General features: G+C 60.7%; 26 protein-coding genes. 14 read left to right on the forward strand and 12 right to left on the reverse strand.

All coding sequences use genetic code 11. The features are described 5' to 3' along the window. Window positions 1-102: 102 nt before the first annotated feature. The gene (locus HB680_RS07320) at window positions 103-408 is read left to right on the forward strand and encodes a HigA family addiction module antitoxin (protein ID WP_054617025.1); all 306 of its coding nucleotides are present in this window, start codon (window positions 103-105) and stop codon (window positions 406-408) included. Window positions 409-461: 53 nt separating this feature from the next. On the opposite strand, the gene HB680_RS07325 is transcribed toward HB680_RS07320, so the two are convergent. Both HB680_RS07325 and HB680_RS07330 read right to left on the reverse strand, forming a co-directional pair. After that, window positions 462-983 carry a Bro-N domain-containing protein gene (locus tag HB680_RS07325; protein WP_213937864.1) on the reverse strand — a complete coding sequence of 174 codons (522 nt, stop codon included), beginning with the start codon at window positions 981-983 and terminating at the stop codon, window positions 462-464. Window positions 984-1435: 452 nt separating this feature from the next. After that, entirely contained in the window at window positions 1436-1696 is a 261-nt protein-coding gene (locus HB680_RS07330; protein ID WP_010465113.1) for an accessory factor UbiK family protein, read from the reverse strand. A 415-nt stretch (window positions 1697-2111) separates the two neighbouring features. On the opposite strand from HB680_RS07330, the gene glnK reads away from it, so the two are divergent. The 4 genes from glnK (at window position 2112) to sutA (ending at window position 4889) form a co-directional block, all read left to right on the forward strand. Next, window positions 2112-2450 carry a P-II family nitrogen regulator gene (glnK, locus tag HB680_RS07335; protein WP_002555808.1) on the forward strand — a complete coding sequence of 113 codons (339 nt, stop codon included), beginning with the start codon at window positions 2112-2114 and terminating at the stop codon, window positions 2448-2450. A 35-nt stretch (window positions 2451-2485) separates the two neighbouring features. Next, complete coding sequence (locus HB680_RS07340; protein ID WP_123403842.1) at window positions 2486-3823, forward strand: ammonium transporter; 1338 nt, start codon at window positions 2486-2488, stop codon at window positions 3821-3823. A gap of 214 nt (window positions 3824-4037) precedes the next feature. Further along, window positions 4038-4463 carry a secondary thiamine-phosphate synthase enzyme YjbQ gene (locus tag HB680_RS07345; RefSeq protein ID WP_033060691.1) on the forward strand — a complete coding sequence of 142 codons (426 nt, stop codon included), beginning with the start codon at window positions 4038-4040 and terminating at the stop codon, window positions 4461-4463. Between the two features lie 102 nt (window positions 4464-4565). Continuing rightward, window positions 4566-4889, forward strand: coding sequence for a transcriptional regulator SutA (gene sutA, locus HB680_RS07350; RefSeq protein WP_054617023.1), 324 nt, complete (start codon window positions 4566-4568; stop codon window positions 4887-4889). Between the two features lie 325 nt (window positions 4890-5214). Here the strand turns inward: sutA and HB680_RS07355 are convergent, their stop codons facing one another. Genes HB680_RS07355 through HB680_RS07380 form a run of 6 tightly spaced genes read right to left on the reverse strand, consistent with a single transcriptional unit; the run spans window position 5215 to window position 9828 of the window. Beyond that, complete coding sequence (locus tag HB680_RS07355) at window positions 5215-5922, reverse strand: HAD-IA family hydrolase (protein WP_213937865.1); 708 nt, start codon at window positions 5920-5922, stop codon at window positions 5215-5217. Continuing rightward, a complete protein-coding gene (xerC, locus tag HB680_RS07360) occupies window positions 5919-6818 on the reverse strand; it encodes a tyrosine recombinase XerC (protein ID WP_213937866.1) in 900 nt (299 codons plus the stop codon). The genes HB680_RS07355 and xerC overlap by 4 nt, the downstream gene beginning before the upstream one ends. Window positions 6819-6820: 2 nt before the next feature. Beyond that, window positions 6821-7546 carry a DUF484 family protein gene (locus tag HB680_RS07365; RefSeq protein ID WP_213937867.1) on the reverse strand — a complete coding sequence of 242 codons (726 nt, stop codon included), beginning with the start codon at window positions 7544-7546 and terminating at the stop codon, window positions 6821-6823. Between the two features lie 13 nt (window positions 7547-7559). Next, on the reverse strand, window positions 7560-8390 hold the full coding sequence (gene dapF / locus HB680_RS07370) for a diaminopimelate epimerase (RefSeq protein WP_213937868.1): 831 nt from the start codon (window positions 8388-8390) through the stop codon (window positions 7560-7562). A 4-nt stretch (window positions 8391-8394) separates the two neighbouring features. Beyond that, window positions 8395-9642: a diaminopimelate decarboxylase gene (lysA, locus tag HB680_RS07375; RefSeq protein ID WP_213937869.1), complete on the reverse strand. Its 1248-nt coding sequence runs from the start codon at window positions 9640-9642 to the stop codon at window positions 8395-8397. A gap of 9 nt (window positions 9643-9651) precedes the next feature. Continuing rightward, complete coding sequence (locus tag HB680_RS07380; RefSeq protein WP_123509683.1) at window positions 9652-9828, reverse strand: lipoprotein; 177 nt, start codon at window positions 9826-9828, stop codon at window positions 9652-9654. 329 nt (window positions 9829-10157) lie between these two features. Here HB680_RS07380 and cyaY point away from each other — a divergent pair, with 329 nt between their 5' ends. The 3 genes from cyaY (at window position 10158) to rnk (ending at window position 11421) form a co-directional block, all read left to right on the forward strand. Further along, a complete protein-coding gene (cyaY, locus tag HB680_RS07385) occupies window positions 10158-10490 on the forward strand; it encodes an iron donor protein CyaY (protein ID WP_017341439.1) in 333 nt (110 codons plus the stop codon). 4 nt (window positions 10491-10494) lie between these two features. After that, on the forward strand, window positions 10495-10713 hold the full coding sequence (locus HB680_RS07390) for a DUF1289 domain-containing protein (protein WP_213937870.1): 219 nt from the start codon (window positions 10495-10497) through the stop codon (window positions 10711-10713). Window positions 10714-11010: 297 nt separating this feature from the next. Then, window positions 11011-11421, forward strand: a complete 411-nt coding sequence (rnk, locus tag HB680_RS07395; protein ID WP_054048529.1) for a nucleoside diphosphate kinase regulator — start codon at window positions 11011-11013, stop codon at window positions 11419-11421. A 6-nt stretch (window positions 11422-11427) separates the two neighbouring features. On the opposite strand, the gene HB680_RS07400 is transcribed toward rnk, so the two are convergent. From HB680_RS07400 to HB680_RS07410, 3 genes are all read right to left on the reverse strand, one after another. Beyond that, complete coding sequence (locus HB680_RS07400; protein WP_213937871.1) at window positions 11428-14274, reverse strand: class I adenylate cyclase; 2847 nt, start codon at window positions 14272-14274, stop codon at window positions 11428-11430. 182 nt (window positions 14275-14456) lie between these two features. Continuing rightward, window positions 14457-14702 carry a TIGR02647 family protein gene (locus tag HB680_RS07405; protein WP_094470036.1) on the reverse strand — a complete coding sequence of 82 codons (246 nt, stop codon included), beginning with the start codon at window positions 14700-14702 and terminating at the stop codon, window positions 14457-14459. A 277-nt stretch (window positions 14703-14979) separates the two neighbouring features. Further along, window positions 14980-15264 (reverse strand): hypothetical protein, encoded by a 285-nt coding sequence (locus HB680_RS07410; protein WP_007894899.1) that lies wholly within the window; start codon window positions 15262-15264, stop codon window positions 14980-14982. A 124-nt stretch (window positions 15265-15388) separates the two neighbouring features. Between HB680_RS07410 and HB680_RS07415 the strand changes: the two genes are divergently transcribed. Beyond that, window positions 15389-16048: a glutathione S-transferase gene (locus tag HB680_RS07415; protein ID WP_213937872.1), complete on the forward strand. Its 660-nt coding sequence runs from the start codon at window positions 15389-15391 to the stop codon at window positions 16046-16048. A 131-nt stretch (window positions 16049-16179) separates the two neighbouring features. On the opposite strand, the gene argH is transcribed toward HB680_RS07415, so the two are convergent. Then, the gene (argH, locus tag HB680_RS07420) at window positions 16180-17574 is read right to left on the reverse strand and encodes an argininosuccinate lyase (protein WP_054617019.1); all 1395 of its coding nucleotides are present in this window, start codon (window positions 17572-17574) and stop codon (window positions 16180-16182) included. A 460-nt stretch (window positions 17575-18034) separates the two neighbouring features. Here argH and HB680_RS07425 point away from each other — a divergent pair, with 460 nt between their 5' ends. The 5 genes from HB680_RS07425 to HB680_RS07445 all read left to right on the forward strand — a co-directional run bounded on the left by HB680_RS07425 (window position 18035) and on the right by HB680_RS07445 (window position 23019). After that, a complete protein-coding gene (locus HB680_RS07425; RefSeq protein ID WP_123509692.1) occupies window positions 18035-18781 on the forward strand; it encodes a LytTR family DNA-binding domain-containing protein in 747 nt (248 codons plus the stop codon). A 138-nt stretch (window positions 18782-18919) separates the two neighbouring features. After that, window positions 18920-19861 carry a hydroxymethylbilane synthase gene (gene hemC / locus HB680_RS07430; protein ID WP_213937873.1) on the forward strand — a complete coding sequence of 314 codons (942 nt, stop codon included), beginning with the start codon at window positions 18920-18922 and terminating at the stop codon, window positions 19859-19861. Next, window positions 19858-20625 carry a uroporphyrinogen-III synthase gene (locus tag HB680_RS07435; protein ID WP_213937874.1) on the forward strand — a complete coding sequence of 256 codons (768 nt, stop codon included), beginning with the start codon at window positions 19858-19860 and terminating at the stop codon, window positions 20623-20625. The genes hemC and HB680_RS07435 overlap by 4 nt, the downstream gene beginning before the upstream one ends. A 16-nt stretch (window positions 20626-20641) precedes the next feature. Continuing rightward, complete coding sequence (locus tag HB680_RS07440) at window positions 20642-21784, forward strand: uroporphyrinogen-III C-methyltransferase (protein WP_213937875.1); 1143 nt, start codon at window positions 20642-20644, stop codon at window positions 21782-21784. Then, on the forward strand, window positions 21781-23019 hold the full coding sequence (locus tag HB680_RS07445; RefSeq protein ID WP_213937876.1) for a heme biosynthesis protein HemY: 1239 nt from the start codon (window positions 21781-21783) through the stop codon (window positions 23017-23019). Before HB680_RS07440 ends, HB680_RS07445 begins: the two co-directional genes overlap by 4 nt. Window positions 23020-23207 lie beyond the last annotated feature (188 nt).

Here is a 23207-nt window from a genome sequence, read left to right on the forward strand (position 1 = left end):
GGTTTTTCGATCTGTACGAAACTTAAGAACTCCGCGTTTCGAGCAGGCATCGCTGCTCAATGCTGAATATTCATTATCGGGGTAGGAGGCAACGGGGGCGTAATGACTAAAAACGGTATGCGTCCGGTCCACCCCGGCGAGATCCTCAAAGAGGAATACCTTGAACCTCTGAGCCTAACCGCTGCGGCGTTGGCCAGGGCATTGAGCGTTTCGACGCCGACGGTGAATGACATCGTGCTTCAGCGTCGAGGCGTCAGTGCTGATATGGCTCTCAGATTATCTATCTGCCTGGACACGACTCCCGAGTTTTGGCTGAACCTGCAATCGACTTACGATTTGCGTAAAGCCGAGATTGAACGAGGGGCGGCGATTCGGGATCAGGTTGAGCGTCTTGCGCACTGCGCCTGATCCTCTGCTCTAGAACGAACCCCGCGCTGCAAACGTGGGGTTTTTTGTGTCGTTCAGAATGCCTGGAGCATTCGCGATGCACGCTTCCACCACGGTGCATTCACCGTACGCCTTGGCTGTTCACCCTCCAACAGCATATGCGGCACATCCTGTAACCGAATCCACGGCTGGTTATTCCAGTGCAGCAAGCTCAACGACATCTCTGGCCAGTTCAGCAGGATCAATATCGGGCGTTCGGTTGAGGTCGGTTGCTGGGCGTCTCTGAGGGCTGGCACCACGTCGTGGGTCAGCCATTCGCGCAGGCCTCGGTATTCGGGGCAGTAGTGGTAGATCAGTAGGGCGTAGACGCCGGATTCGCTGATGAGCAGGGTGTTTTCGACGGTGCTGTGGATGAGCATCTGCACGGATTTATGTTGGTCGGGGTCGAGTTTGCGGACGGCGCGTTCGTCGAGGAAGAGGCGCAGGAGTCGGCCGAGGTCGCGGGCGCTGAACCAGGGTTGGTTTTGGAGGAGGAGGGCGTGGAGGTGGAGTTTGTGGCGGGTGAAGATGTGCGGGATTAGATAGCTTTCGTCCATGGTGCAGTTCTCGGGGCAATGAGTAAAACTGCCTCTGATCGTCGCCAAACGAAAAGGGTGGCAGCTATGCGTGGGTTGGCGAACCGGTGCACCCCAAACCGGCAGACCCGAAGGTCTCCCACGCACAGCCGCCATAATTCGAGATGGGAAAAATTCCCTGCGAATGTGGTCGCGGTGCGTCGGGGATTTCCAGGTCGCCAAACCCAGTGCTGAATAAGTCAGCTGAGAATGAGCTTAGGACCCGGCGCTTTGCGACGCTATCGGACGGCGGTGTGATCGTTGTAGGACGTTGCCGAGATGGTTGCGGGGCTTAGGATCAAAAGATCGCAGCCTTCGGCAGCTCCTACGGGGGTGGTCTGTTGAGTGTGGGATGGTTGGGGGACCGAGGCGACCCCATTCGCGAGCAAGCCCGCTCCCACAGGGGATCGCGTTTCACATTAGGATCAGAGGTGTTATTCGGCAGGAGGATTCAGCTTCGCTTCAAGCTCCGCAACCTTCGCCTCAAGGCTTTCTAGTCGCGCCCGAGTGCGTGCGAGCACCACCATCTGACTATCAAACTCTTCCCGGCTCACCAGATCCAGCTTGCTGAAGCCGCTCTGCAGCAAGGCTTTAAACTGGCTTTCGATTTCGCTTTTCGGCAGCGGGGTTTCGCCGCTGAAGAGGCGGGAGGCGGTGCCGCTCAGGGCGTCGAGGAAGTCTTTGGGCGCGAGCATGGGGAAAGTCCTGGAAACAATGGCGGGCAGTGTATCACGCAGTGTCTATAGTCAAATCCGCAGGCACGGATGCACGCTTTTCGCGCAGGCGGACGGACGGCGGCGCACTGTTGTTGTGCGTAATGTCGTTGGCATTTGTGGGAAGTGGCTTGCAGCCGCGGCCAAAGGGTTGAATTCAGTAGGTTTTGGCGAGATGGCAAGCTTTCTGCTTAGTCGCTAGTGACCCATGCACTGATGCAGTCGCTGTGACGAATGCAGTGCGCCACGCGAAACGGGGAAGTTTCGTACGGAGTGGTTAGCTGGCGTCGGACGGGCAGGTAAGGCCGACGATGCGTTACAAAGCCAGGCACTGCGCTTAGACTTGAGACGGGTTTGTTTTCCTGGGGCAAGTCCACCAATTCGGGAGAGAGTTTTCATGAAGCTAGTCACTGCCATCATCAAGCCGTTCAAACTGGACGATGTACGCGAGTCGTTGTCCGAGATCGGCGTGCAGGGCATTACCGTTACTGAAGTCAAAGGCTTCGGTCGGCAGAAGGGTCACACCGAGCTGTATCGCGGCGCGGAGTACGTGGTCGATTTTCTGCCCAAGGTGAAGATTGATGTCGCCATTGACGACAAGGATCTTGATCGGGTTATCGAGGCGATAACCAAGGCCGCCAACACCGGCAAGATTGGTGACGGCAAGATCTTCGTGGTCAATCTGGAACAGGCGATTCGCATCCGTACCGGCGAAACCGATACCGACGCAATCTAAGCCGCCACAAACCCAACGCCCCAGGAGAAAACAATATGACTCTGCGTAAATTCGCAGGGCTAGGAGCCCTGTTGTCCCTCGTAATGCCCAGCCTGGCTATGGCGGCAGACGAAGTGGCGGCCCCAGTCCTCAATTCCGGCGATACCGCCTGGATGCTGACCTCGACGGCCCTCGTGCTGTTCATGACCATTCCCGGCCTCGCGCTGTTCTACGGCGGCATGGTTCGCTCCAAAAACATTCTTTCCGTGATGATGCAGTGCTTCGCCATTACCGGTCTGATCAGCATCCTGTGGGTCATTTATGGCTACAGCGTTGCGTTCGACACCACCGGCATGGAACAGGGCGTCGTCAACTTCAACTCGTTCTTCGGCGGCATGGGCAAGGCGTTCCTCGCCGGCATCACGCCTGCCAGCATCACCGGTCCGGCCGCGCTGTTTCCTGAAGCAGTGTTCGTGACCTTCCAGATGACCTTCGCCATCATCACCCCGGCGCTGATCGTCGGTGCCTTCGCCGAGCGGATGAAGTTCTCCGCGATGCTGGTCTTCATGGGTATCTGGTTCACCCTGGTTTACGCACCGATTGCGCACATGGTCTGGTCCGGTAACGGCGGCCTGCTGTGGGACTGGGGCGTGCTGGACTTCGCGGGCGGCACCGTGGTGCACATCAACGCCGGTGTGGCCGGTCTGATCTGCTGCCTGGTACTGGGTAAGCGCAAAGGTTTCCCGACCACTCCGATGGCACCGCATAACCTCGGTTACACCCTGATGGGCGCGGCCATGCTGTGGGTCGGCTGGTTCGGCTTCAACGCCGGTTCCGCCGCCGCGGCCAACGGCACTGCCGGTATGGCGATGCTGGTCACCCAGATTGCAACCGCCGCCGCTGCACTGGGCTGGATGTTCGCGGAGTGGATCACCCACGGCAAACCAAGTGCACTGGGTATCGCGTCTGGTGTGGTCGCCGGTCTGGTGGCAATCACCCCGGCTGCTGGCACCGTGGGCCCGATGGGCGCGCTGGTCATCGGTCTGGCGGCTGGCGTGGTGTGCTTCTTCTGCGCCACCACCCTGAAACGCAAACTCGGATATGACGACTCTCTGGATGCCTTCGGCGTGCACGGTATCGGCGGTATCCTCGGCGCGATCCTGACCGGTGTGTTCGCTGCACCGTCCCTGGGTGGCTTCGGCACCGTTACCGACATCGCCGCACAAGTCTGGATTCAAACCAAAGGCGTGGGCTTCACGGTGATCTACACCGCGATCGTCACCTTCATCATTCTCAAGGTCCTGGATGCCGTCATGGGTCTGCGTGTGACCGAGGAAGAAGAAGCGGTTGGCCTCGATCTGGCACAACACAACGAACGCGGCTACAACTTGTAAGACGCGCACAAAAAAACTTGCCCGGCTTGCCGGGCATTTTTTTGTCCGGGATTTGTCATTAAAGCGGTAGCTGAAAGGTTTTTTCCTACGGCTTATGTCGTGTTTACGGCGAGCGTTTTTCTGGGGCGAAAAACTTACAGCAATGCAGGAATATTAGGGCCTTTGTTTTTTCCCTGAGCGCGCTAGAATGCGCCCCGAACGTGCGGAGAACTGTATGTGGCAACAGACTCTGATTACTCTGCGGGCAAGGCCCCGGGGCTTTCATCTGGTAACGGACGAGTTACTCGCCGGCCTGCCTGAACTCAAGGCGTGTCGGGTCGGTCTGTTGCATTTGTGGCTGCAGCATACCTCGGCGTCGTTGACCATCAACGAGAACGCCGATCCGGCGGTACGTCGCGACTTCGAACGATTTTTCAATCGTCTGATCCCACAAGGAACAGACGGCTATGAGCATAACGACGAAGGCCTGGACGACCTCCCGGCGCACTTCAAGGCCAGCGTGCTTGGCTGTCAGCTCAGTTTGCCGATATCGGCGGGCCGACTGGCGTTGGGGACCTGGCAAGGCGTTTATCTGGGCGAGCACCGTGATTTTGGCGGTGCCCGTAAAGTCCTCGCCACCGTGCACGGTGAAGGGGCATAAGTCGCTGGTTGCCAGCGACTGTTGATTTTTTTCCGGCAGCCTTCGACAGATGGCGAAGCTGGGCTATAACTAATCTGCTTTTCGCAAGTCATGAGGTAGAACATGAGCGACGATGATCTGGAAAACGACGACCTCGAAGTAGGTGACGAAGACGAGGCCGAAGAAGGCTTGGAAGCAGCAGCGGAAGACGTTGCTGACGACGATGGCGGTGAAACGCCGGTTCCGACCGCCAAAGGCAAGGCCAAGGCTGCTGTGTCAGTCGATGAGCTGCCAAGCGTCGAAGCCAAAAACAAGGAGCGCGACGCCCTGGCCAAGGCCATGGAAGAGTTCCTGGCCAAAGGTGGCAAGGTGCAGGAAGTGGAGGCCAATGTGGTCGCCGATCCGCCCAAGAAACCTGACAACAAGTACGGCAGCCGGCCTATCTAAGCGCTTGCTACCTGCTTGCTGAAAAAGCCCGCCGTCGCTGCGGGCTTTTTCATGGGCGAAACATAATGCTTGAATTCACCACAATCTCCTGTGGGAGCGGGCTTGCTCGCGAAGGCGGTGTGTCAGTCGATATCAATGCTGACTGACACGGCCCCTTCGCGAGCAAGCCCGCTCCCACATTTTGATTGTTGGAGTTCACAAAATCTGTGTTCGAAACAGGTCACCCGTAGGAGCGAGGCTTGCCCGCGAAGAGGCCATCACTTTCAAAATGGATGAGGCTGATCCAGCGCTTTCGCGAGCAAGCTCTGCTCCTACAGGTTTGGTGTCAAGCGGAAGCGGCATTCCAGCGCGCCAGCAACGCTGGCAAATCGGTCAGGCTGCGAATCTCCGCATCCGGCAAGCGATCCGCTTCCCAGGCTTTGCCCGTCGGGTTGAACCAGATCGCGCGTAGGCCTGCCTGTTGGGCGCCAGCAATGTCATCCCCCGGATGATCGCCAATGTGCACCGCCGTCTCGGCTGTCGCGCCGCCGCGTTGCAAGGCCTCATGAAACAGCCGCGCATCGGGCTTGGCGATGCCGATGTCTTCGGCGCACAGCGCGAACTTGAAGTAGTCCGCCAGCCCCAGCCGACGCACATCGGCGTTGCCATTGGTGACCACGCCGAGGGCGTAATGGTTGGCCAGGGTTTCCAGAGTCGGCTGCACTTCCGGGAAGATTTGCAATTGATGCCGGGCGTGCAAAAACACTTCAAAACTCTGATCCGCCAGGTCTGAAGCCTGATCGTGGTCATAACCGGCCTCTTCCAATGCATGGAACAGCACCCGCCGGCGCAGGGCGCTGATGCGGTGTTTGAGGCTCGGTTCGTTGCTCAGCACCCGCTCACGGATGGCCCATAAATGCTCCACCGGCACAGCGCCCAGGTTTGGTGCATGCTCGGTCAGCCATTCACGCAACGTGGCTTCGGCGCTGACGATCACCGGGGCGGTGTCCCACAGGGTGTCGTCGAGGTCGAAGGTGATCAACTGGATTCTCATGACTCATCGCCTTTGATTCGTTTGGCCCGCGGATGGGCGCTGTCGTAGACCGTTGCCAGGTGCTGGAAGTCCAGGTGGGTGTAGATCTGGGTGGTCTTGATGTCCGAGTGGCCGAGCAGTTCCTGCACCGCGCGCAGGTCTTGCGAGGATTCCAGCAAGTGGCTGGCGAAGGAGTGCCGCAGCATGTGCGGGTGCAGGTTTTGCCCCAGTTCGCGTGCGCCGGCGGCTTTGACCCGCACTTGTATCGCCCGTGGGCCGAGGCGTCGGCCTTGCTGGCTGACAAACACCGCGTCGTCGGCCGGGTTGGTCATGGCTCGAAGCGGCAGCCACAACTCCAGCGCTTCGCGCGCCTTTTTGCCCACCGGCAGCAGGCGCGTCTTGCTGCCCTTGCCGAGCACTTGAACCATGCCGTCAGCCAGATCGAGCTGATCCAGATTCAACCCGGTCAGCTCCGAAAGCCGCAAACCCGAGGAATAGAACAGCTCCAGAATCGCCTGATCCCGACGCGCCAGAAAGTCATCCTCGACCGCACCTTCCAGCAGTTGCAGCGCGCGGTCGGTGTCGAGGGTTTTCGGCAGGCGTCGTTCGCCCTTGGGCGGCGCCAGGCCGTTGGCCGGGTCGTGATCGCACAGGCCTTCACGATTCAGGTAGTGATAGAGCCCGCGCACCGCCGACAGCAACCGCGCCAGGCTGCGGGATGATTGGCCCTGGGAATGCAGGCGCGCGATCAGGCTGCGCAGGCGCTGAATATCCAGTCCCGCCCAGCTGTCGATGTTCTGTTTAACGCACCAGCCCAGCACTTTGTCGAGGTCGCGACGGTAGGCGTACAGCGTATGCGGCGACACCTGTCGCTCACTGCGCAGGTGTTCGCAGTAAGCGTCCAGTTGCCGTTCCACGATCAGCGTACCGAGCGCAGGGAGTTGTTGACCCGTGGCAGCACGCGACCCATGACTTCGGCGATGTAGCTCAGGAACAGCGTTCCCACCGAACTCTTGTAGTGCTGCGGATCACGACTGGCGATGGCCAAAACGCCGTGGATACCTTGATGGCTGATGGCGACGACGGCGGTGGAGCCGATCTGCTTGCGTTGTTCTTCGCCGAACAGGAAGTCCAGTTCATGCTCACGCAGGCTGCCGCTGACGCTCTTGTCTTCCGAGAGCAAACCGCCGATAGCCGTTTGCGCTTCGGCGTGCGTGGCCCAGCGGCCGACCGGCATCGGGTTGTCGCCCAGCAGGATGAGGCTGACGAAAGGCACCTGGAAGTCCTGGCGCAGGCTGTCTTCGACGCTGATCACCACGTCTTCCAGGCTGGCGGCGTCCATCAGGGTGAGAATCAGGCGACGGGTCTTGTCGAAGAGACGATCGTTGTCGCGCGCCACGTCCATCAGGTGCGACAGGCGATGACGCAGCTCGATGTTGCGGTCGCGCAGGATGGTCATCTGGCGTTCCACCAGCGACACGGTATCGCCGCGCTGGTGGGGAATGCGCAAGGCCGGGAGCAGTTCTTCGTGCTCGACGAAGAAATCCGGATGAGCCTCCAGGTACGCGGCAATCGCCGCCGCCTCAAGGCTTTCGGAAGGAGATTCGTCGGGCTGTGGGGCGGGGACCTGGGGCTTATCTTTCATGGATTTGGCTCTCTCAAAGACGCACTTGTCCTTCATATACGCGGACTGCCGGGCCAGTCATCAAGACTGGTTGGCCAGAGCCTGCCCATTCAATGGACAGGCGCCCGCCGGGCAGGTCGATCAATAGCGGCGAATCCATCCACCCCTGGCTGATCGCGGCCACCGCGGCAGCACAGGCGCCGGTGCCGCAGGCCTGGGTTTCCCCGGCCCCACGTTCCCAGACGCGCAACTGCGCACGGTTGCGGTCGATGACTTGGAGAAAACCGACGTTGACCCGCGCCGGGAAGCGCGGATGGTGTTCGATTTTCGGTCCCAGTTCATGCACCGGTGCGTTATTGATGTCATTGACCCGCAGCACGGCATGGGGGTTGCCCATGGACACTGCCGCCAGCTCCACCGTAGTGCCGTCGACTTCGAGCTGATAGCTCAAGGCCTGGCCTTCGGCTTCGAACGGGATGTCGGCCGGCACCAGGCGCGGCGCGCCCATGTCGACGCTGATCTGGCCGTCGCTGCGGATATCCAGTTCGATGATGCCGCTTTTGGTTTCGACGCGAATCTGCCGCTTGGCGGTCAGGCGTTTGTCGAGCACGAAGCGGGCGAAGCAGCGCGCACCGTTGCCGCACTGCTCCACTTCGGAACCGTCGGAGTTGAAGATCCGGTAGCGGAAATCCACGTCCGGATTGCTCGGCGCTTCGACGATCAGCAACTGGTCGAAACCGATACCCGTATGCCGATCGCCCCATTGCTTGGCGTGCTTGGGCAGAATGTGCGCGTGCTGGCTGACCAGGTCGAGGACCATGAAGTCATTGCCCAGGCCGTGCATCTTGGTAAAACGCAGCAGCATGGTTTTACTCCGGCAGCAGGCTTTCGCCAGCAAACAACTCGGCTACCGTCTCACGGCGACGCACTTCAAATGCCTGATCACCGTCCACCAACACTTCGGCGGTACGCCCGCGGGTGTTGTAGTTGGAACTCATGACAAACCCATAGGCACCGGCCGAATGCACGGCCAGCAAGTCACCTTCTTCCAGGGCCAGTTCACGCTCCTTGGCCAGGAAGTCGCCCGTTTCGCAGATCGGCCCGACGATGTCGTAGGCGCGAGCGGCGGTGTCACGCGGGCGCACAGCGGTGACGTCCATCCAGGCCTGGTACAGCGCCGGGCGGATCAGGTCGTTCATGGCCGCGTCGACGATGGCGAAGTCTTTGTGTTCGGTGTGCTTGAGGTACTCGACCTGGGTCAGCAACACGCCGGCATTGGCGACGATGTAGCGGCCCGGTTCGAACACCAGGGCCAGGTCGCGACCGTCGCAGCGCTCGCGCACGGCTTTGATGTAGTCGGCCACCAGTGGCGGCTCTTCATCGCGATAACGCACGCCGACGCCGCCACCGAGGTCGATGTGACGCAGGTAAATGCCGCATTCGCCGAGACGATCGATCAAGCCCAGCAGGCGATCAAGGGCATCGAGGAACGGTGGCAGGCTGGTCAGTTGCGAGCCGATGTGGCAATCGACACCGAGCACTTCCAGGTTCGGCAGTTGCGCGGCGCGGATGTACACGTCTTCGGCGTCGGCGATGGCGATGCCGAACTTGTTCTCTTTAAGACCGGTGGAGATGTACGGGTGGGTGCCGGCATCGACGTCCGGGTTCACGCGCAGCGAGATTGGCGCGCGAACGCCCAGCTCGGCGGCGACCACCTGCAGGCGTTCCAGCTCGTCGGTGGATTCGACGTTGAAGCAATGCACGCCGACTTCCAGGGCGCGACGCATGTCTTCGCGGGTCTTGCCGACACCGGAGAACACGATTTTGTCAGGGCTGCCGCCAGCGGCCAGGACGCGTTCCAGCTCGCCACGGGAGACGATGTCAAAACCGGCGCCGAGACGCGCCAGGACATTCAGTACACCGAGGTTGGAGTTGGCTTTGACGGCAAAGCACACCAGGTGCGGCACGCCTGCCAGTGCATCGGCATACGCCAGGTACTGGGCTTCGATGTGGGCGCGGGAGTAGACGTAGGTCGGTGTGCCAAAGCGCTCGGCGATGGCGGACAGGGCAACACCTTCCGCGAACAGCTCACCGTCACGGTAATTAAAAGCGTCCATGGCGTTCCCTTATTGGTAGACGTCGTGCTTGTGTGCTTTGGAAGCAGGCTGCTTTTGCGAAGACTGGGCCTGCTCGGCAGGGTCCTGGTTTTCGTCAGGCAGGTACAGCGGGCCTTTTTGGCCACAGGCCGACACAAGACAGGCGACCGCGAGGAGCGCGGCAAGGGAAGAGATCAGGCGCTTCATGGCGAAATCCTTGAAAATGCGTTAATTGCGCCGGAGTATACCGGCCACCCGGCAGCTTGCCTATGTAACGCGGCTCCCGTCCGGCGGGGCTTGGCTCGATGTGGGTGGTTATGTGCAATCCCTTGTGGGAGCGGGCTTGCTCGCGAAAGCGGTGGTTCAGTCAACAAACCTGTTGCATGTGCCGGCCCCTTCGCGAGCAAGCCCGCTCCCACAGGGACCGCGTTTGATGTACCTATATCGACGCTTGGTCGTTATCCTTTGCAATCACCGGGGCTCGCCCGTATCTTGCGGCGCTTGAGCGTGATCAGACACTTTTTGAGGTTCCTGCAATGAGTTTGACCGAAGCCCGTTTCCACGACCTGGTCGATGCCACCCAGCAATCGCTGGAAGATATTTTCGACGAGAGTGACCTGGATATCGATCTGGAGAGCTCGGCCGGTGTGCTCACCGTCAAGTTCGAGAACGGCAGCCAGTTGATCTTCAGCCGCCAGGAGCCGTTGCGTCAGCTGTGGCTGGCCGCGGTGTCCGGTGGGTTCCACTTCGACTATGACGAAGAGAGCGAGCGCTGGATGTGCGACAAGAGCGAAGAGCAGTTGGGTGAAATGCTTGAGCGCATCGTCAAGCAGCAGGCCGGCGCCGAATTCGATTTTGAAGGTTTGTGAGATCGTGACTGAGCCTGCACCGGTTCGCCCGCCCAAGCCGCTCTACAGCAATGTCAGCCCGGCGGTGCCTTCGCCGTGCAGCGGCGTGTGCCGGCTGGATGAGCAGAAAGTGTGCCTGGGTTGTTTTCGCCATGTGGAAGACATCCGCGAATGGCGCTCGGCGGATGACGACCGCCGGCGGGTTATCTGCGTCCAGGCGGCGGACCGCAAACATAACGGTTGACCCTTTCTCTCGCCTGTAATGCCATTCCCACTGTAGGAGCTGCCGAAGGCTGCGATCTTTTGATCTGCCTTCGGCGCAACCTCTAAAGATCAAAAGATCGCAGCCTTCGGCAGCTCCTACAGGGGCATGCGTCGATTGCGAATAGCGATTGAGCAGGCCGTCCGGTGCCCGCTTGTATATTTATTGAGCTGTGATAGTGTCCAGAAACGCCTCAACCCATCGAGGCTCGTGAAAACCCCGCCTTTTTCTGGCGGGGTTTTGCTTTTTTTGTGCAGAAGAAAGGAGTCTGCCCGGATCATGACCGTACCTTCCATCACCCTTACCCGTCTGGACGTGCAACGTCTGGAGCGCCTGATCGACAGCCTGGATGACACGCTGCCGGGCGTTATCGCGCTGCAAACCGAACTGGATCGCGCCGATACACTGGTCGGTCACGATGAAGTGCCCGCCGATGTCGTGACCATGAATTCGCGCGTGCATTGCCGCGAAGAAATCAGTGGCAAGGACTACCACCTGACGCTGGTTTATCCCAAGGATGCCAATGCCGACGAAGGCAAGATTTCCATTCTGGCGCCGGTGGGCAGTGCCTTGCTCGGCCTGAAAGTCGGTCAGCACATCGACTGGCCGGCACCGGGCGGCAAGACGCTGAAGCTGACCCTGCTGGAAGTTGAATCACAGCCAGCCCATGGCGGCGACTTCCCGGAATAAATCCCCTCAGGCCTGCTCCAGCGCTTCGTTCAACGCGCGCTCCAGGTCGGCCTTGTAGCGCAGATACAAATTGCTTGAACTCTGCCCATCACCGAGCAGGCCCGAGAGGTCCAGGTCGGTGATGTAGCAGCGGTAGCGCTCTGTCTCGCGGCGCTGATCGATGATTTCCCGGGCGACCACGCTAAACAGCTGATCGCCAAACTCCAGTTCCGAAAACTCCCGCTGATTGCAATACAACGTGACCTGCACCTGACCCGGTGCGGCTTTGCCGATGATCGCCTGCACGTCGTAGAACGGTTTGTTGACCGGCGTTTGCGGCGCTGGCCGCGCTTCGACCCGACGTGCGCGTCCGGAACCGGATGGCAATAACTGGTAATACAAAGTTTCGAGGCTCAGGGGCTGGGCGGCATCCATCGGCAGCAAGGCGTCCCGGCGATACTGGATCGATTGCAGGAAGCGTTGCAGCGGCACCAACAGGCTTTGCTCGTCGTGATAGGGCAGGCGCTGCTGCCACAGCGCATTGAATTCATCCAGCACATACAGATCGGCCTGCTGCTCGTTGATCCGGTAGAACACCTGAATGCATTCGGGCTGGCCCATCGGCAACAGCAACGCGAGGTCTTGTTCTTCGAGGGCCATCGGGTCCAGATGCAGCGGGCTGTAGCTCGCCAGCTCTTCGCCCAGGTAGTCGAACAGCGCCGGCAGAGTGGCGAGGGCGATGTGATTGACCTGGCCGGGGACCAGTTCCAGCACGTGATAATGCTGCTGGACCTGAATCAGATAGCGATGATTGAGTTTGCTCAACAGCAGGTTTTGCGCGGTATCGAGGATTTCTTCGACCCGGCGCGCGATAAATTGAGCGCGGTTGTGGCAGAAACAACGGACCCGCAAGCGCGGTTGATCCAGGCCTTTGGGCAGGTTGTTGAGGTAATCGCGCAGGCAGTCGAGCAGCGCGTGCGGCCCGTCATAGCGGCTGACCAGTACTTCGTTCCAACTGTTGAGCGTGACTTGATCCAGTGTCAGCACCAGGTTTTCCCGCACGCCGGCGTAACTCAGGGAGTCGGTGCGCTCGGTGGTCATCAGGATGTTCAAGTCGCGGTGATGCTTGAGCGGATCGACGCCGACATTCACCAGGATCAGCACTTCGTTGGGCACGGCGGCGCGCAGTAATGGCTCCTCGGCAACGGTGCTCAGGGGCAGGGCGACGCTTTGTTGCAGGCTGCCGAGCAGGTTGAACAGTTCGAATTCGCTCAAATCGCTGGTGCCGGGGTGCAAGGCCAGGCGCGTGCTGCTGTCGATCACGCCGTTGCGGTGGCACCAGGTCAGCAGTTCGAGCAGTTGGCGGCTGCGTTTGATCGGCGCGAAATGCTCCCATTCATGGGCGTTCAGGCTGCCGTTGTATAAGCCCCATTGGGTTTGCCCAGGTTCTTTCTTGTTCGGTGCCTGCACCAGCGTGAGCGTGTCTTCAGCCAGGTCCGGGGCAATGCCCGGGTTGATGAATTCGACCTTGTCGGCCTTACGCTCGAACGCCGCGTACAACCGCCGACCGAGCACATTGAGGTCGCGCTTGTTGATCAGGCTGACGGTTTGCTCGGTGCGGGCGAACTGGGTCAGGAAGCGGTAGCTGTAATTCAATTCGTTGACCAGCGCTCGGCGTTCGGCGCTGACCTGGCGGACTTTCCACTGGCTGCGGCTGTCGAGCAGCGCCAGTTGCCGTTGATCCCAGTGCCATTCGCTGGCCAGGCGTTCCAGCAGCGAACGCTGCCAACTCGCGGTGCGACTGTTGCTGCCGGTGAGCTTGCGATTAACCTTCAGGTACAGCGCGCGGCGCACCAATTCCAGACGCTCCGGTTCGCCACGGGCGGTCAAGTATTCCTCGATGCGCCGGTAGACCACGATGTACGGGTCCAGCTCATCGAGGTCCAGCCGATTGGCGAACACCGCCTGCTTGAAACGCAGGCTCAGGCAGTGGACCTTGGGGTGTTCGCTGGCGTAGACCTCGGTCAGCAGCAGTTTGAGCACCGACTTGTACGGCGACTCGATGCCCTTGAACAACTGCCAGAGTCCGGCGCCGATGAATTCTCCCGGCGGAATGTGCGCCAGATGCCCCAGGTCCAGGGTTTCGTCGGCGCGGATGAAACGCTTGGAAATCAGCGTGTGGGTGTACTGGAGGTAACCCGCCTCTTCGTAGACGGGCACCAGCCACCAGATCGGCGTGCGCCCGGCCAGCCAGATCGCGGTGCGATAAAACTCGTCCAGCAACAGATAGTGCTGAGTGGTGCCGCAGTCTTCGGAACTCAGTTGTGTATCCCGTTCCCCGTGCATGAAACGGGTCGGGTCAATCAGGAAGAAATGCGCCTCGGCGCCCTGGCTGGCGGCCCAGGTTTCGAGCAACTGGCATTTTTTGCGCAGCTCGTTGAGTTCGTTTTCGCTCAAGTCCGGGCCGTGGCAGACCCACACGTCCATGTCGCTCTGATCGGCCTGGGCCAGGGTGCCGAGGCTGCCCATCAGGAACAGGCCATGAATCGGTCGCGGCGGATTGCTGCCGTGGCGCGGTTTGTAGGAGAACGAACGGGTCAGGCGCTGGGCTTCGGCGAGGGTGTTGGTGTCGGGTTCGTAATTCGACAGCCCGGCCGGCGTGCTGCCGGAAACGTAACCGGGCAACAGCGGATGATTGACGTGGAAAAACAGCGGCAGCAGGGTCAACACCCCTTGTTGGCGCGTCGACAATCCTTCCATGGCGCGGGCCATGCGGCCTTCGTTGAGTTTCAGAAAACGGGCGCGCAGCTGACTGAGAACCTTACGGTCGATTCCCTCGTCCAGATCGGGGCGGATTTCATGGGTGCGGGTCATGTCAGCTCAAACCGGCTCGCGAAGCTCGGACGTAGGGGTCTGCGGATGAGGGGCAGTTTAGCGCCTCGGCTCCGGGACATTTAAGCTGTATTTGTATTTCTGGCGTCAAATTTCTATCGCGAAGCGACAAGCTGCCCGCGGAAATCCCGTAGCGGGGGTTTCCGTGGGCGATGCGATGACTTTTAGGCTGTTTCCTGAACGCTCAAAATGGTCAGAACGGTTTGTACATTTTGCGCGGCGTCACGACCCAGGCTGGTCAGGTAACCGCCATCGGGCTGGTCGATCAGTTCTTTTTCGTACAGGCGTTGGGCGGCGGCAATGGCTTTCGGGGCAGCGGTCTGATGAATTTTCAAACCTTCCTGGGAACTGTCCAGGTTGAAGAGGGCGAGGATTTCCAGTTCGGCAACCAACTCAGGGGTAAGCGACATAAGGACTCCAGACTTTCTAGGAATTGGACGACAGCGCCCCTAAGGTGAGCCCACTCGTGCGGCATGTCCAGTGCTGGCAGCAGGGTTTTTTCGCCTCGGGAAGCATTCCCCGATAACGGGGTGCGTACCAGTGTAGACAGGGTCTGGGGAAAGGCAGGAAGGATGGGTGACAAATTGTGTGGGAGAGGGCTTGCTCGCGAATGCGGTGTGTCAGGCGCCAACAATGTTGACTGACATACCGCATTCGCGAGCAAGCCCGCTCCCACAAGGGATTCGCTTACTTCTTTTCTGGCGGCAACTCTGGCAGCGCGCGCAACGCGGTTTCGTACCATTCGGTGTTAAACGCGCGGTCTTCTTCGAGGATCGCGTCGATTTCCACCGCCAGCACATGGGCCATCAGGTTGAGGATTTCTTCACGCTCGTAACCCACCAGGGTCAGTTTGTTGAAGGTTGCCTTGGCGGCCGGCGGGTTGTCGCTTTCGATCTGGTTTTCAATCGCTTCGATCAGGGTGTTCTCGGCGAATTCTTCTTCGTCGATCTCGATGTCTGTTGGCTCGCTCATGGCAGGCTCCTCAAGTTAAGGCGGGCAGTTTACCTGCATTCAGCGCTGTGATGCTGCTGGCAAGAAACGCCCGGGCGTTCTATAAACAGGCACTGCCCACCCCGCACGGCCTGGAGGCTTTGTGATGCTCAAGCTTTATGGATTTTCCGTCAGCAACTACTACAACATGGTGAAACTGGCGCTGCTGGAGAAGGGACTGCCATTCGAAGAAGTGCTGTTTTACCCCGGCCCGAGTCCCGAGGCACTGGCCATCAGCCCCCGCGGCAAGGTGCCGGTGCTGGGTGTGGAACAGGGTTTCGTCAACGAAACCGCCGTCATTCTCGAGCACATCGAGCAAACCCAAAAAGGTACACCGCTGCTGCCGAGCGATCCTTTCGAGCGTTCACAAGCCCTGGCGCTGGCCAAGGAAATCGAGCTGTACATCGAACTGCCGGGCCGCGCCTGTTACGGCGAAGCCTTTTTCGGCTCGCCCGTGCCGGACGCGATCAAGGACAAAACCAAAGCCGAATTGTTGCTGGGCTTTGCCTCGCTGGGCAGGCACGGCAAGTTCGCCCCTTATGTAGCGGGTGACAGCCTGAGCATTGCGGATTTGTATTTCCTCTACAGCGTGCCGCTGGCCTGTGCAGTCGGGCAGAAGCTGTTCGGGATCGACCTGTTGGCCGAGATGCCGGCGGCCAAGGCGTTGCTGGAACGTCTGGAGCAGAACCCGCATGTGCAGCGGATTGCGGCGGACAAGGAGGCGGCGATGCCAGCGTTTTTAGCGATGGTCGCGTCCAAGAAGTAGGTTTTTGTAGCGTCTTTTAAACCGCATTCGCGAGCAAGCCCGCTCCCACAGTGAATCTTTGGTGTTCACACAATGTGTGTCCACCGCCAATCCAATGTGGGAGCGGGCTTGCTCGCGAAGCTTTTGGCGGTTTAGCGGCTGGCGAGCAACGCCTGGCCGCGCGCCACTGCCTGCTTGACCTGCGCCGGCGCAGTCCCGCCGATATGGTCGCGGGCATTCACCGAGCCTTCCAGGGTCAGCACGGCAAACACGTCCTGATCGATCTGGTCGCTGAACTTGCGCAGTTCTTCCAAGCTCATTTCCGCCAGGTCCTTGCCGCTTTCCACGCCGTACTTCACCGCATGGCCAACGATTTCGTGGCAGTCACGAAACGGCAGGCCACGGCGTACCAGGTAGTCCGCCAGGTCGGTGGCGGTGGAGAAACCGCGCAGGGCCGCTTCGCGCATCATCGCGTGCTTAGGCTTGATCGCGGGGATCATGTCGGCAAAGGCCCGCAGCGAGTCGCGCAGGGTGTCGGCGGCGTCGAACAGCGGCTCTTTGTCTTCCTGGTTGTCCTTGTTGTAGGCCAGCGGTTGGCCCTTCATCAAGGTCAGCAGCCCCATCAGAGCGCCGAACACACGACCGGTCTTGCCGCGAACCAGCTCCGGCACGTCCGGGTTTTTCTTTTGCGGCATGATCGAGCTGCCGGTGCAGAAACGGTCCGGCAGATCGATGAACTGGAATTGCGCGCTGGTCCACAGCACCAGTTCTTCGGAGAAGCGCGACAAGTGCATCATCGCGATGCTCGCGGCCGAGCAGAATTCAATCGCGAAGTCACGATCGGACACGTTGTCCAGGGAGTTGCCGCCGACGGCGTCGAAGCCCAACAGCTGAGCCGTGAACTCACGGTCGATCGGGTAGGTGGTGCCCGCCAGCGCGGCGCTGCCCAGGGGCATGCGGTTGGTGCGCTTGCGGCAGTCCACCAGGCGTTCGTAATCGCGGCTGAGCATTTCGAACCAGGCCAGCATGTGATGCCCGAAGGTCACTGGCTGCGCGGTTTGCAGGTGGGTGAAGCCCGGCATGATGCTGCCGGCTTCGCGCTCGGCCTGCTCCAGCAGACCTTTTTGCAGGCGGGTGATTTCGGCCAGGATCAGGTCGATCTCGTCGCGCAGCCACAGGCGAATGTCGGTGGCGACCTGGTCGTTGCGGCTGCGGCCGGTGTGCAGCTTTTTACCGGTCACGCCGATGCGGTCGGTCAGGCGCGCCTCGATGTTCATGTGCACGTCTTCGAGGTCGATGCGCCAGTCGAACTGGCCGGCCTCGATTTCACCCTGGATGGTCTTCAGGCCATCGGTGATGCTGTCGCGCTCGGCATCGGTCAGCACGCCGACCTTGGCCAGCATGGTGGCGTGGGCGATCGAGCCCATGATGTCGTGGCGATACAGGCGCTGGTCGAAAGTGACGGAGGCGGTGAAGCGGGCGACGAAGGCGTCGACGGGTTCACTGAAGCGGCCGCCCCAGGACTGATTGGTCTTGTCAGTGCTCATGAATTCGCTCGTATCGGCTTGAAGAAAGTTGGCGTTGAACGCTGTGGCGGATAATAACAGGGTTGCCAATCCTGTCGCTGACACTGGTCGATACGTTTTTTTCTCATGCGCAGGCCCATACTCGAAGGAACGCCAGAGAGAATTGCGCAACGATATTTTTCATTTGAGCAATATCGCGCCGGCAACCGTCTACAGTTGGACAGTAGGAACAGCGCACTTCTGTGCGCCGCCGCTGCCTATAAAAAGAGGGGGTGTTCGTATTGTGTATCAGCAAACCCTACGGCGATGCCTCGCCAACGCGGGCCTGGGCCGCCAATCGCCCCGCAGATGAAAATTTAGCCGCCGGTCTCGCGGCACTTTTTGGCCCTCGCGCCAGTCTTAGCGTGGATCGCGGTGACGGATGTCACTTCACCTGTCTACGCTATCCTTGTGCGAGACTCACGCAGGAATCCAGCGCAATATGAATGTCCTGATCGTTGATGACGAACCCCTAGCCCGCGAGCGCCTGAGCCGAATGGTCGGCGAACTCGAGGGATACAGTGTCATGGAACCCGGTGCCACGAACGGCGAAGAGGCGTTGGCGCTGATCGACAGTCACAAGCCGGATATCGTGTTGCTCGATATCCGCATGCCAGGCCTCGATGGCCTGCAAGTGGCTGCGCGGTTGTGCGAACGCGAAACACCGCCCGCCGTGGTGTTTTGCGCCGGCCCCGATGAATTTGCCGTGGAAGCGTTGCAGGCCAGTGGCGTGGGTTATCTGGTCAAGCCGGTGCGAACCGAGTTGTTGCTCGAAGCCTTGAAGAAGGCCGAGCGGCCCAATCGGGTCCAGCTTGCCGCCCTGACGCGCCCGGCTGCCGAAACCGGCAGCGGCCCGCGCAGCCACATCAGTGCCCGTACCCGTAAAGGCATTGAACTGATCCCGTTGGGTCAGGTGGTCTACTTTATTGCCGACCATAAATACGTGACCTTGCGCCACGAAGGCGGCGAAGTGCTGCTGGACGAACCGCTCAAGGCCCTTGAAGACGAATTCGGCGACCGTTTCGTGCGGATCCACCGCAACGCTCTGGTCGCCCGCGAGCGCATCGAACGCCTGCAACGCACACCGCTGGGGCATTTCCAGCTGTTCCTTAAAGGCCTGAATGGCGATGCGCTGATTGTCAGCCGCCGTCACGTGGCTGGCGTGCGCAAGATGATGCAACAGCTTTAATCCGCCGTTCACAGGCGGATCCCACACCCGATTGCCGGACGTTGAAGGCCAGGGAGGCCGAGCAGTTCCTGATACAAGTCAAAGTGGATTTGGCTGAGCTGTTATTATCCGCCGTATCTATTCAGTACGGATTGATCCATGTCCTCTCGCGAAATCCGCATCGCCACCCGTAAAAGTGCGTTGGCCCTCTGGCAGGCCGAATACGTCAAAGCTCGCCTGGAAGCAGCCCATCCGGGCCTGATCGTGACGCTGGTGCCCATGGTCAGTCGCGGCGACAAGCTGCTCGACTCGCCACTCTCGAAAATCGGCGGCAAGGGCCTGTTCGTCAAGGAACTGGAAACCGCGCTGCTGGAAAACGAAGCCGACATCGCCGTGCACTCGATGAAAGACGTGCCGATGGACTTCCCTGAAGGCCTTGGTCTGTTCTGCATCTGCGAGCGCGAAGACCCGCGCGATGCCTTCGTTTCCAACACCTACGCCAGCCTGGATGAACTGCCCCAAGGCAGCATCGTCGGCACGTCCAGCCTGCGCCGTCAGGCCCAGCTGCTGACCCGTCGTCCGGACCTGGAAATCCGCTTCCTGCGCGGCAACGTCAACACGCGCCTGGCCAAGCTCGATGCCGGTGAATACGACGCCATTATTCTTGCCGCGGCGGGCCTGATTCGCCTGGGCTTCGAAGACCGCATCACCTCGGCCATCAGCGTCGACGACAGTCTGCCGGCCGGTGGCCAGGGCGCGGTCGGCATCGAGTGTCGTAGCGTCGACAGCGAAATCCACGCTTTGTTGGCGCCGCTGCATCACCAGGACACCGCCACCCGCGTCATCGCCGAACGTGCCCTCAACAAGCACTTGAATGGCGGCTGCCAGGTGCCGATCGCCTGCTACGCCGTGCTTGAAGGCGATCAGATCTGGTTGCGTGGTCTGGTCGGTGATCCGAGTGGTGGCCTGCTACTCAACGCCGAGGCCCGTGCGCCGCGCAGTGACGCCGAAACCCTGGGTGTGCAGGTCGCCGAAGACCTGCTGAACCAGGGCGCCGGTGACATTCTGAAAGCGGTCTACGGCGAGGCAGGTCACGAGTGACCGGTTGGCGTCTGCTGCTGACGCGCCCCGTGGATGAGTCGGCGGCGCTGAGCAGCGTGCTGGCCGAGAGCGGGATTTTCAGCAGCTGTCTGCCGCTTTTGGAGATCGAGCCGATTGCCGCCTCTGACACAATGCGCAGGGTGATCCGGGATCTGGATCGCTACTGTGCGGTGGTTGTGGTGAGCAAACCGGCGGCCCGGTTCGGCATCGATCTGCTGCGCCAGCATTGGCCGCAGCCACCGCAGCAGAAGTGGTTCAGTGTGGGCGCCGCGACCGCACAACTCCTCAAGGATTTCGGGCTCGATGTGAGCTTCCCGGCCGAGGGCGATGACAGCGAAGCCTTGCTTGAACTTCCCGAGTTGCGCGAGGCTATTGCGCGGCCTGATCCACGCGTGCTGATCATGCGCGGGGAGGGCGGCCGTGAGTTGCTGGCTGAGCGTTTGCGCGAGCTTGGTGCTAGTGTCGAGTATCTGGAGTTGTACCGTCGCGGCTTGCCGCACTATACGACGACTGCACTGCCGGACCGGATTGAAGCGGAACGCTTGAACGGGCTGGTGGTCAGCAGTGGACAGGGTTTCGAGCACCTGCACCAGTTGGCCGGTGATGTCTGGCCACGGTTGGCGCAGTTGCCGTTGTTTGTTCCAAGCCCAAGGGTCGCTGAGCTGGCACGTGCCGCCGGGGCCCAAACAGTTGTGGATTGTCGTGGCGCGAATGCCACGGCTTTGCTGACGGCGTTACGGGAGCAACCCGTACCCGTTCTCTAATGCAAAGGATGGATACGTGAGCGAAACAGTCTTGCCTAAAGATGACGTGCAGCCGGTGCTTGATGCGCCCGTTGAAACTCCACCACCTGCTGCGGTGCAGCGTAGAGGCAATGGACTCGCAATCGTCGCCCTGTTGCTGGGCGCGGCCGGTGTTGCCGTCGGCGGTTGGGGCGTGTGGCAAGTGCGCCACCTGCAGGCCAATACCCAGCAGCAGTTGAGTGAAGTTCAGGCGCTGAACGATCAGGCTCAAAGCCTCAAGCTTAATGATCAACGCCTGACCGCACGCCTCGAACAACTGCCGGCCGCCGATGAGCTGGAAGACCGCCGCCGTCTGGTGACGCAGTTGCAAGGTGATCAGCAACGCCTGAATCAGAAACTGGAAACCGTCCTCGGTGCCAGCCGCAAGGATTGGCGTCTGGCCGAGGCCGAGCATCTGCTGCGTCTGGCCAGCCTGCGTCTGTCCGCGTTGCAAGACATCAGCAGCGCCCAGGCCCTGGTGCAGGGCGCCGACGAGATTCTCCGCGAACAGAACGATCCCGGCGCTTTCGCCGCCCGCGAGCAGGTGGCCAAGACCCTGCTGGCCTTGCGCAGCACCGAGCAGCCGGACCGCACCGGGTTGTACCTGAAACTGGGTGCGTTGCGCGATCAAGTGATCAACCTCACTGAACTGGCGCCGGAGTACAAGGACCGTGGCGAATCCCTGCTGGGCCTCACCGCCGATGGCGACGGCGCCAGTCGTTGGGCCCAATGGTGGGATCAGGTCTCGCGCTACATCCGCATCGATTTCAACGCCGATAAAAATGTCCGGCCGCTGTTGGCCGGGCAGAGCCTGAGCCAGGTGCGCCTGGCCTTGAGCCTGGCGCTGGAGCAGGCGCAGTGGGCCGCGCTCAATGGTCAGGCGTCGGTGTACACCCAGGCGCTGACTGAGGCGCGGGATGTGCTCAAGGGTAATTTCAACCCGGACAATCCGCAGAGCAAAGTGATGCAGGAACAGGTTGCCGAGCTGAGCACACAACCGGTCACCGTCATCACGCCAGACCTGACCGGCACACTGAGCGCGGTTCAGGCATACCTTGAGCGCCGCAATGTCAGTGCCGAGGACTCGATCAAACCGCTGGCCAAACCTGCCGCGAACACTGCGCAGGAGGCCACGCCATGAAACGCCTCTATGTGATCCTGTTCCTGGTCATCGCGGCTGCCGCAGTGCTGGGGCTGGCGATTGCCGAACATTCCGGCTACGTGCTGATTGCCTACAAGAGCTTCCGTTACGAGTCGAGCCTGTGGGCGACCCTGGCCCTGGTGGCGGTGCTCTGGCTGGTGTTCTGGGGCATCAAGGCATTGGTCGAGCTGGTGATGACGTCCGGCGGCGTGGTCAATCCATGGTCCCGGCGCAATCGCAGTCGCCGGGTGCAAGTGGCGATTGAGCATGGTCAGCTGGATTTGGCCGAGGGCCGTTGGGCCAGTGCCCAGCGTCATCTGCATCGGGCCGCTGAAGCCGAGCGCCAGCCGCTGCTGTATTACCTCGGCGCGGCCCGCGCCGCCAACGAACAAGGTCATTACGAGGAATGCGACAAGCTGCTGGAGCGCGCCCTCGATCGCCAGCCCCAGGCTGAGTTGGCGATTGCCTTGAGTCACGCGCAATTGCAGACCGATCGCGGCGATACCGACGGCGCCCTGGCGACCCTGGAAGCCATGCACGAGCGTCATCCGCATAACGTGCAGACCCTGCGTCAGTTGCAGCGCCTGCATCAGCAGCGGGGCGACTGGTCGGCGGTGATTCGCCTGCTGCCGGAATTGCGCAAGGACAAGGTGCTGCCCCCGGCGGAACTGGTCGAACTGGAGCGTCGCGCCTGGGGCGAAAACCTCAGCCTGGCGGCCCATCGCGAAGAAGACGGCTCGGTCGGGTTGCAGTCGCTCACCCGTGCTTGGCAACAGCTCAGCAATGCGCAGCGCCAGGAGCCGCAACTGGTACTGGCTTATGCCGAGCAACTGCGGCAGTTGGGCGCACAGGTCGAAGCCGAAGAGATTCTGCGTGCAGCGCTCAAGCGCAAGTACGACAGTCACCTGGCACGCCTCTACGGTCTGGTGCGCGGCAGCGATCCGGCGCGGCAGTTGCAAACCGCCGAGGGCTGGCTCAAGGAGCATCCGGCTGATCCGAGTCTGCTACTGACGTTGGGTCGCCTGTGCCTGCAAAGCAGCCTGTGGGGCAAGGCCCGGGATTATCTGGAAAGCAGTCTTCGATTGCAGCGCAACCCGGAAGCCTGTGCGGAACTGGCCAGGCTACTGGCGCAACTGGGCGATACCGAGCGCAGTAACCAGTTGTTCCAGGAAGGCCTTGGGCTGCTGGATGAGCGTTTGCTGGCGGCGCCGTTGCCGGTGCCGGCTAGGGCTTGAGCCACTCATCACTTATATGGGTGAAGCCTGGTTTTTGTAGCAGCTGCCGAGCTTGCGAGGCTGCGTTCGGCTGCGAAGCAGTCGCAAAACGGAGGGCGAGGTTTTCCTGAAGCAGCGCGCCGGCAGATTTCACGACTGCTGCGCAGTCGAACGCAGCCCCGCAGGCTCGGCAGCTGCTACACGGGTTT

The organism is Pseudomonas sp. dw_612 (assembly GCF_018449725.1).
Lineage (GTDB): Bacteria > Pseudomonadota > Gammaproteobacteria > Pseudomonadales > Pseudomonadaceae > Aquipseudomonas.

Coding starts and splice junctions, on each gene's coding strand:
- HB680_RS07320 (WP_054617025.1), top strand. CDS start 103: ATGACTAAAAACGGTATGCGTCCGGTCCACCCCGGCGAGATCCTCAAA.
- HB680_RS07325 (WP_213937864.1), bottom strand. CDS start 983: ATGGACGAAAGCTATCTAATCCCGCACATCTTCACCCGCCACAAACTC.
- HB680_RS07330 (WP_010465113.1), bottom strand. CDS start 1,696: ATGCTCGCGCCCAAAGACTTCCTCGACGCCCTGAGCGGCACCGCCTCC.
- glnK (WP_002555808.1), top strand. CDS start 2,112: ATGAAGCTAGTCACTGCCATCATCAAGCCGTTCAAACTGGACGATGTA.
- HB680_RS07340 (WP_123403842.1), top strand. CDS start 2,486: ATGACTCTGCGTAAATTCGCAGGGCTAGGAGCCCTGTTGTCCCTCGTA.
- HB680_RS07345 (WP_033060691.1), top strand. CDS start 4,038: ATGTGGCAACAGACTCTGATTACTCTGCGGGCAAGGCCCCGGGGCTTT.
- sutA (WP_054617023.1), top strand. CDS start 4,566: ATGAGCGACGATGATCTGGAAAACGACGACCTCGAAGTAGGTGACGAA.
- HB680_RS07355 (WP_213937865.1), bottom strand. CDS start 5,922: ATGAGAATCCAGTTGATCACCTTCGACCTCGACGACACCCTGTGGGAC.
- HB680_RS07365 (WP_213937867.1), bottom strand. CDS start 7,546: ATGAAAGATAAGCCCCAGGTCCCCGCCCCACAGCCCGACGAATCTCCT.
- dapF (WP_213937868.1), bottom strand. CDS start 8,390: ATGCTGCTGCGTTTTACCAAGATGCACGGCCTGGGCAATGACTTCATG.
- lysA (WP_213937869.1), bottom strand. CDS start 9,642: ATGGACGCTTTTAATTACCGTGACGGTGAGCTGTTCGCGGAAGGTGTT.
- HB680_RS07380 (WP_123509683.1), bottom strand. CDS start 9,828: ATGAAGCGCCTGATCTCTTCCCTTGCCGCGCTCCTCGCGGTCGCCTGT.
- cyaY (WP_017341439.1), top strand. CDS start 10,158: ATGAGTTTGACCGAAGCCCGTTTCCACGACCTGGTCGATGCCACCCAG.
- rnk (WP_054048529.1), top strand. CDS start 11,011: ATGACCGTACCTTCCATCACCCTTACCCGTCTGGACGTGCAACGTCTG.
- HB680_RS07400 (WP_213937871.1), bottom strand. CDS start 14,274: ATGACCCGCACCCATGAAATCCGCCCCGATCTGGACGAGGGAATCGAC.
- HB680_RS07405 (WP_094470036.1), bottom strand. CDS start 14,702: ATGTCGCTTACCCCTGAGTTGGTTGCCGAACTGGAAATCCTCGCCCTC.
- HB680_RS07410 (WP_007894899.1), bottom strand. CDS start 15,264: ATGAGCGAGCCAACAGACATCGAGATCGACGAAGAAGAATTCGCCGAG.
- HB680_RS07415 (WP_213937872.1), top strand. CDS start 15,389: ATGCTCAAGCTTTATGGATTTTCCGTCAGCAACTACTACAACATGGTG.
- argH (WP_054617019.1), bottom strand. CDS start 17,574: ATGAGCACTGACAAGACCAATCAGTCCTGGGGCGGCCGCTTCAGTGAA.
- HB680_RS07425 (WP_123509692.1), top strand. CDS start 18,035: ATGAATGTCCTGATCGTTGATGACGAACCCCTAGCCCGCGAGCGCCTG.
- hemC (WP_213937873.1), top strand. CDS start 18,920: ATGTCCTCTCGCGAAATCCGCATCGCCACCCGTAAAAGTGCGTTGGCC.
- HB680_RS07445 (WP_213937876.1), top strand. CDS start 21,781: ATGAAACGCCTCTATGTGATCCTGTTCCTGGTCATCGCGGCTGCCGCA.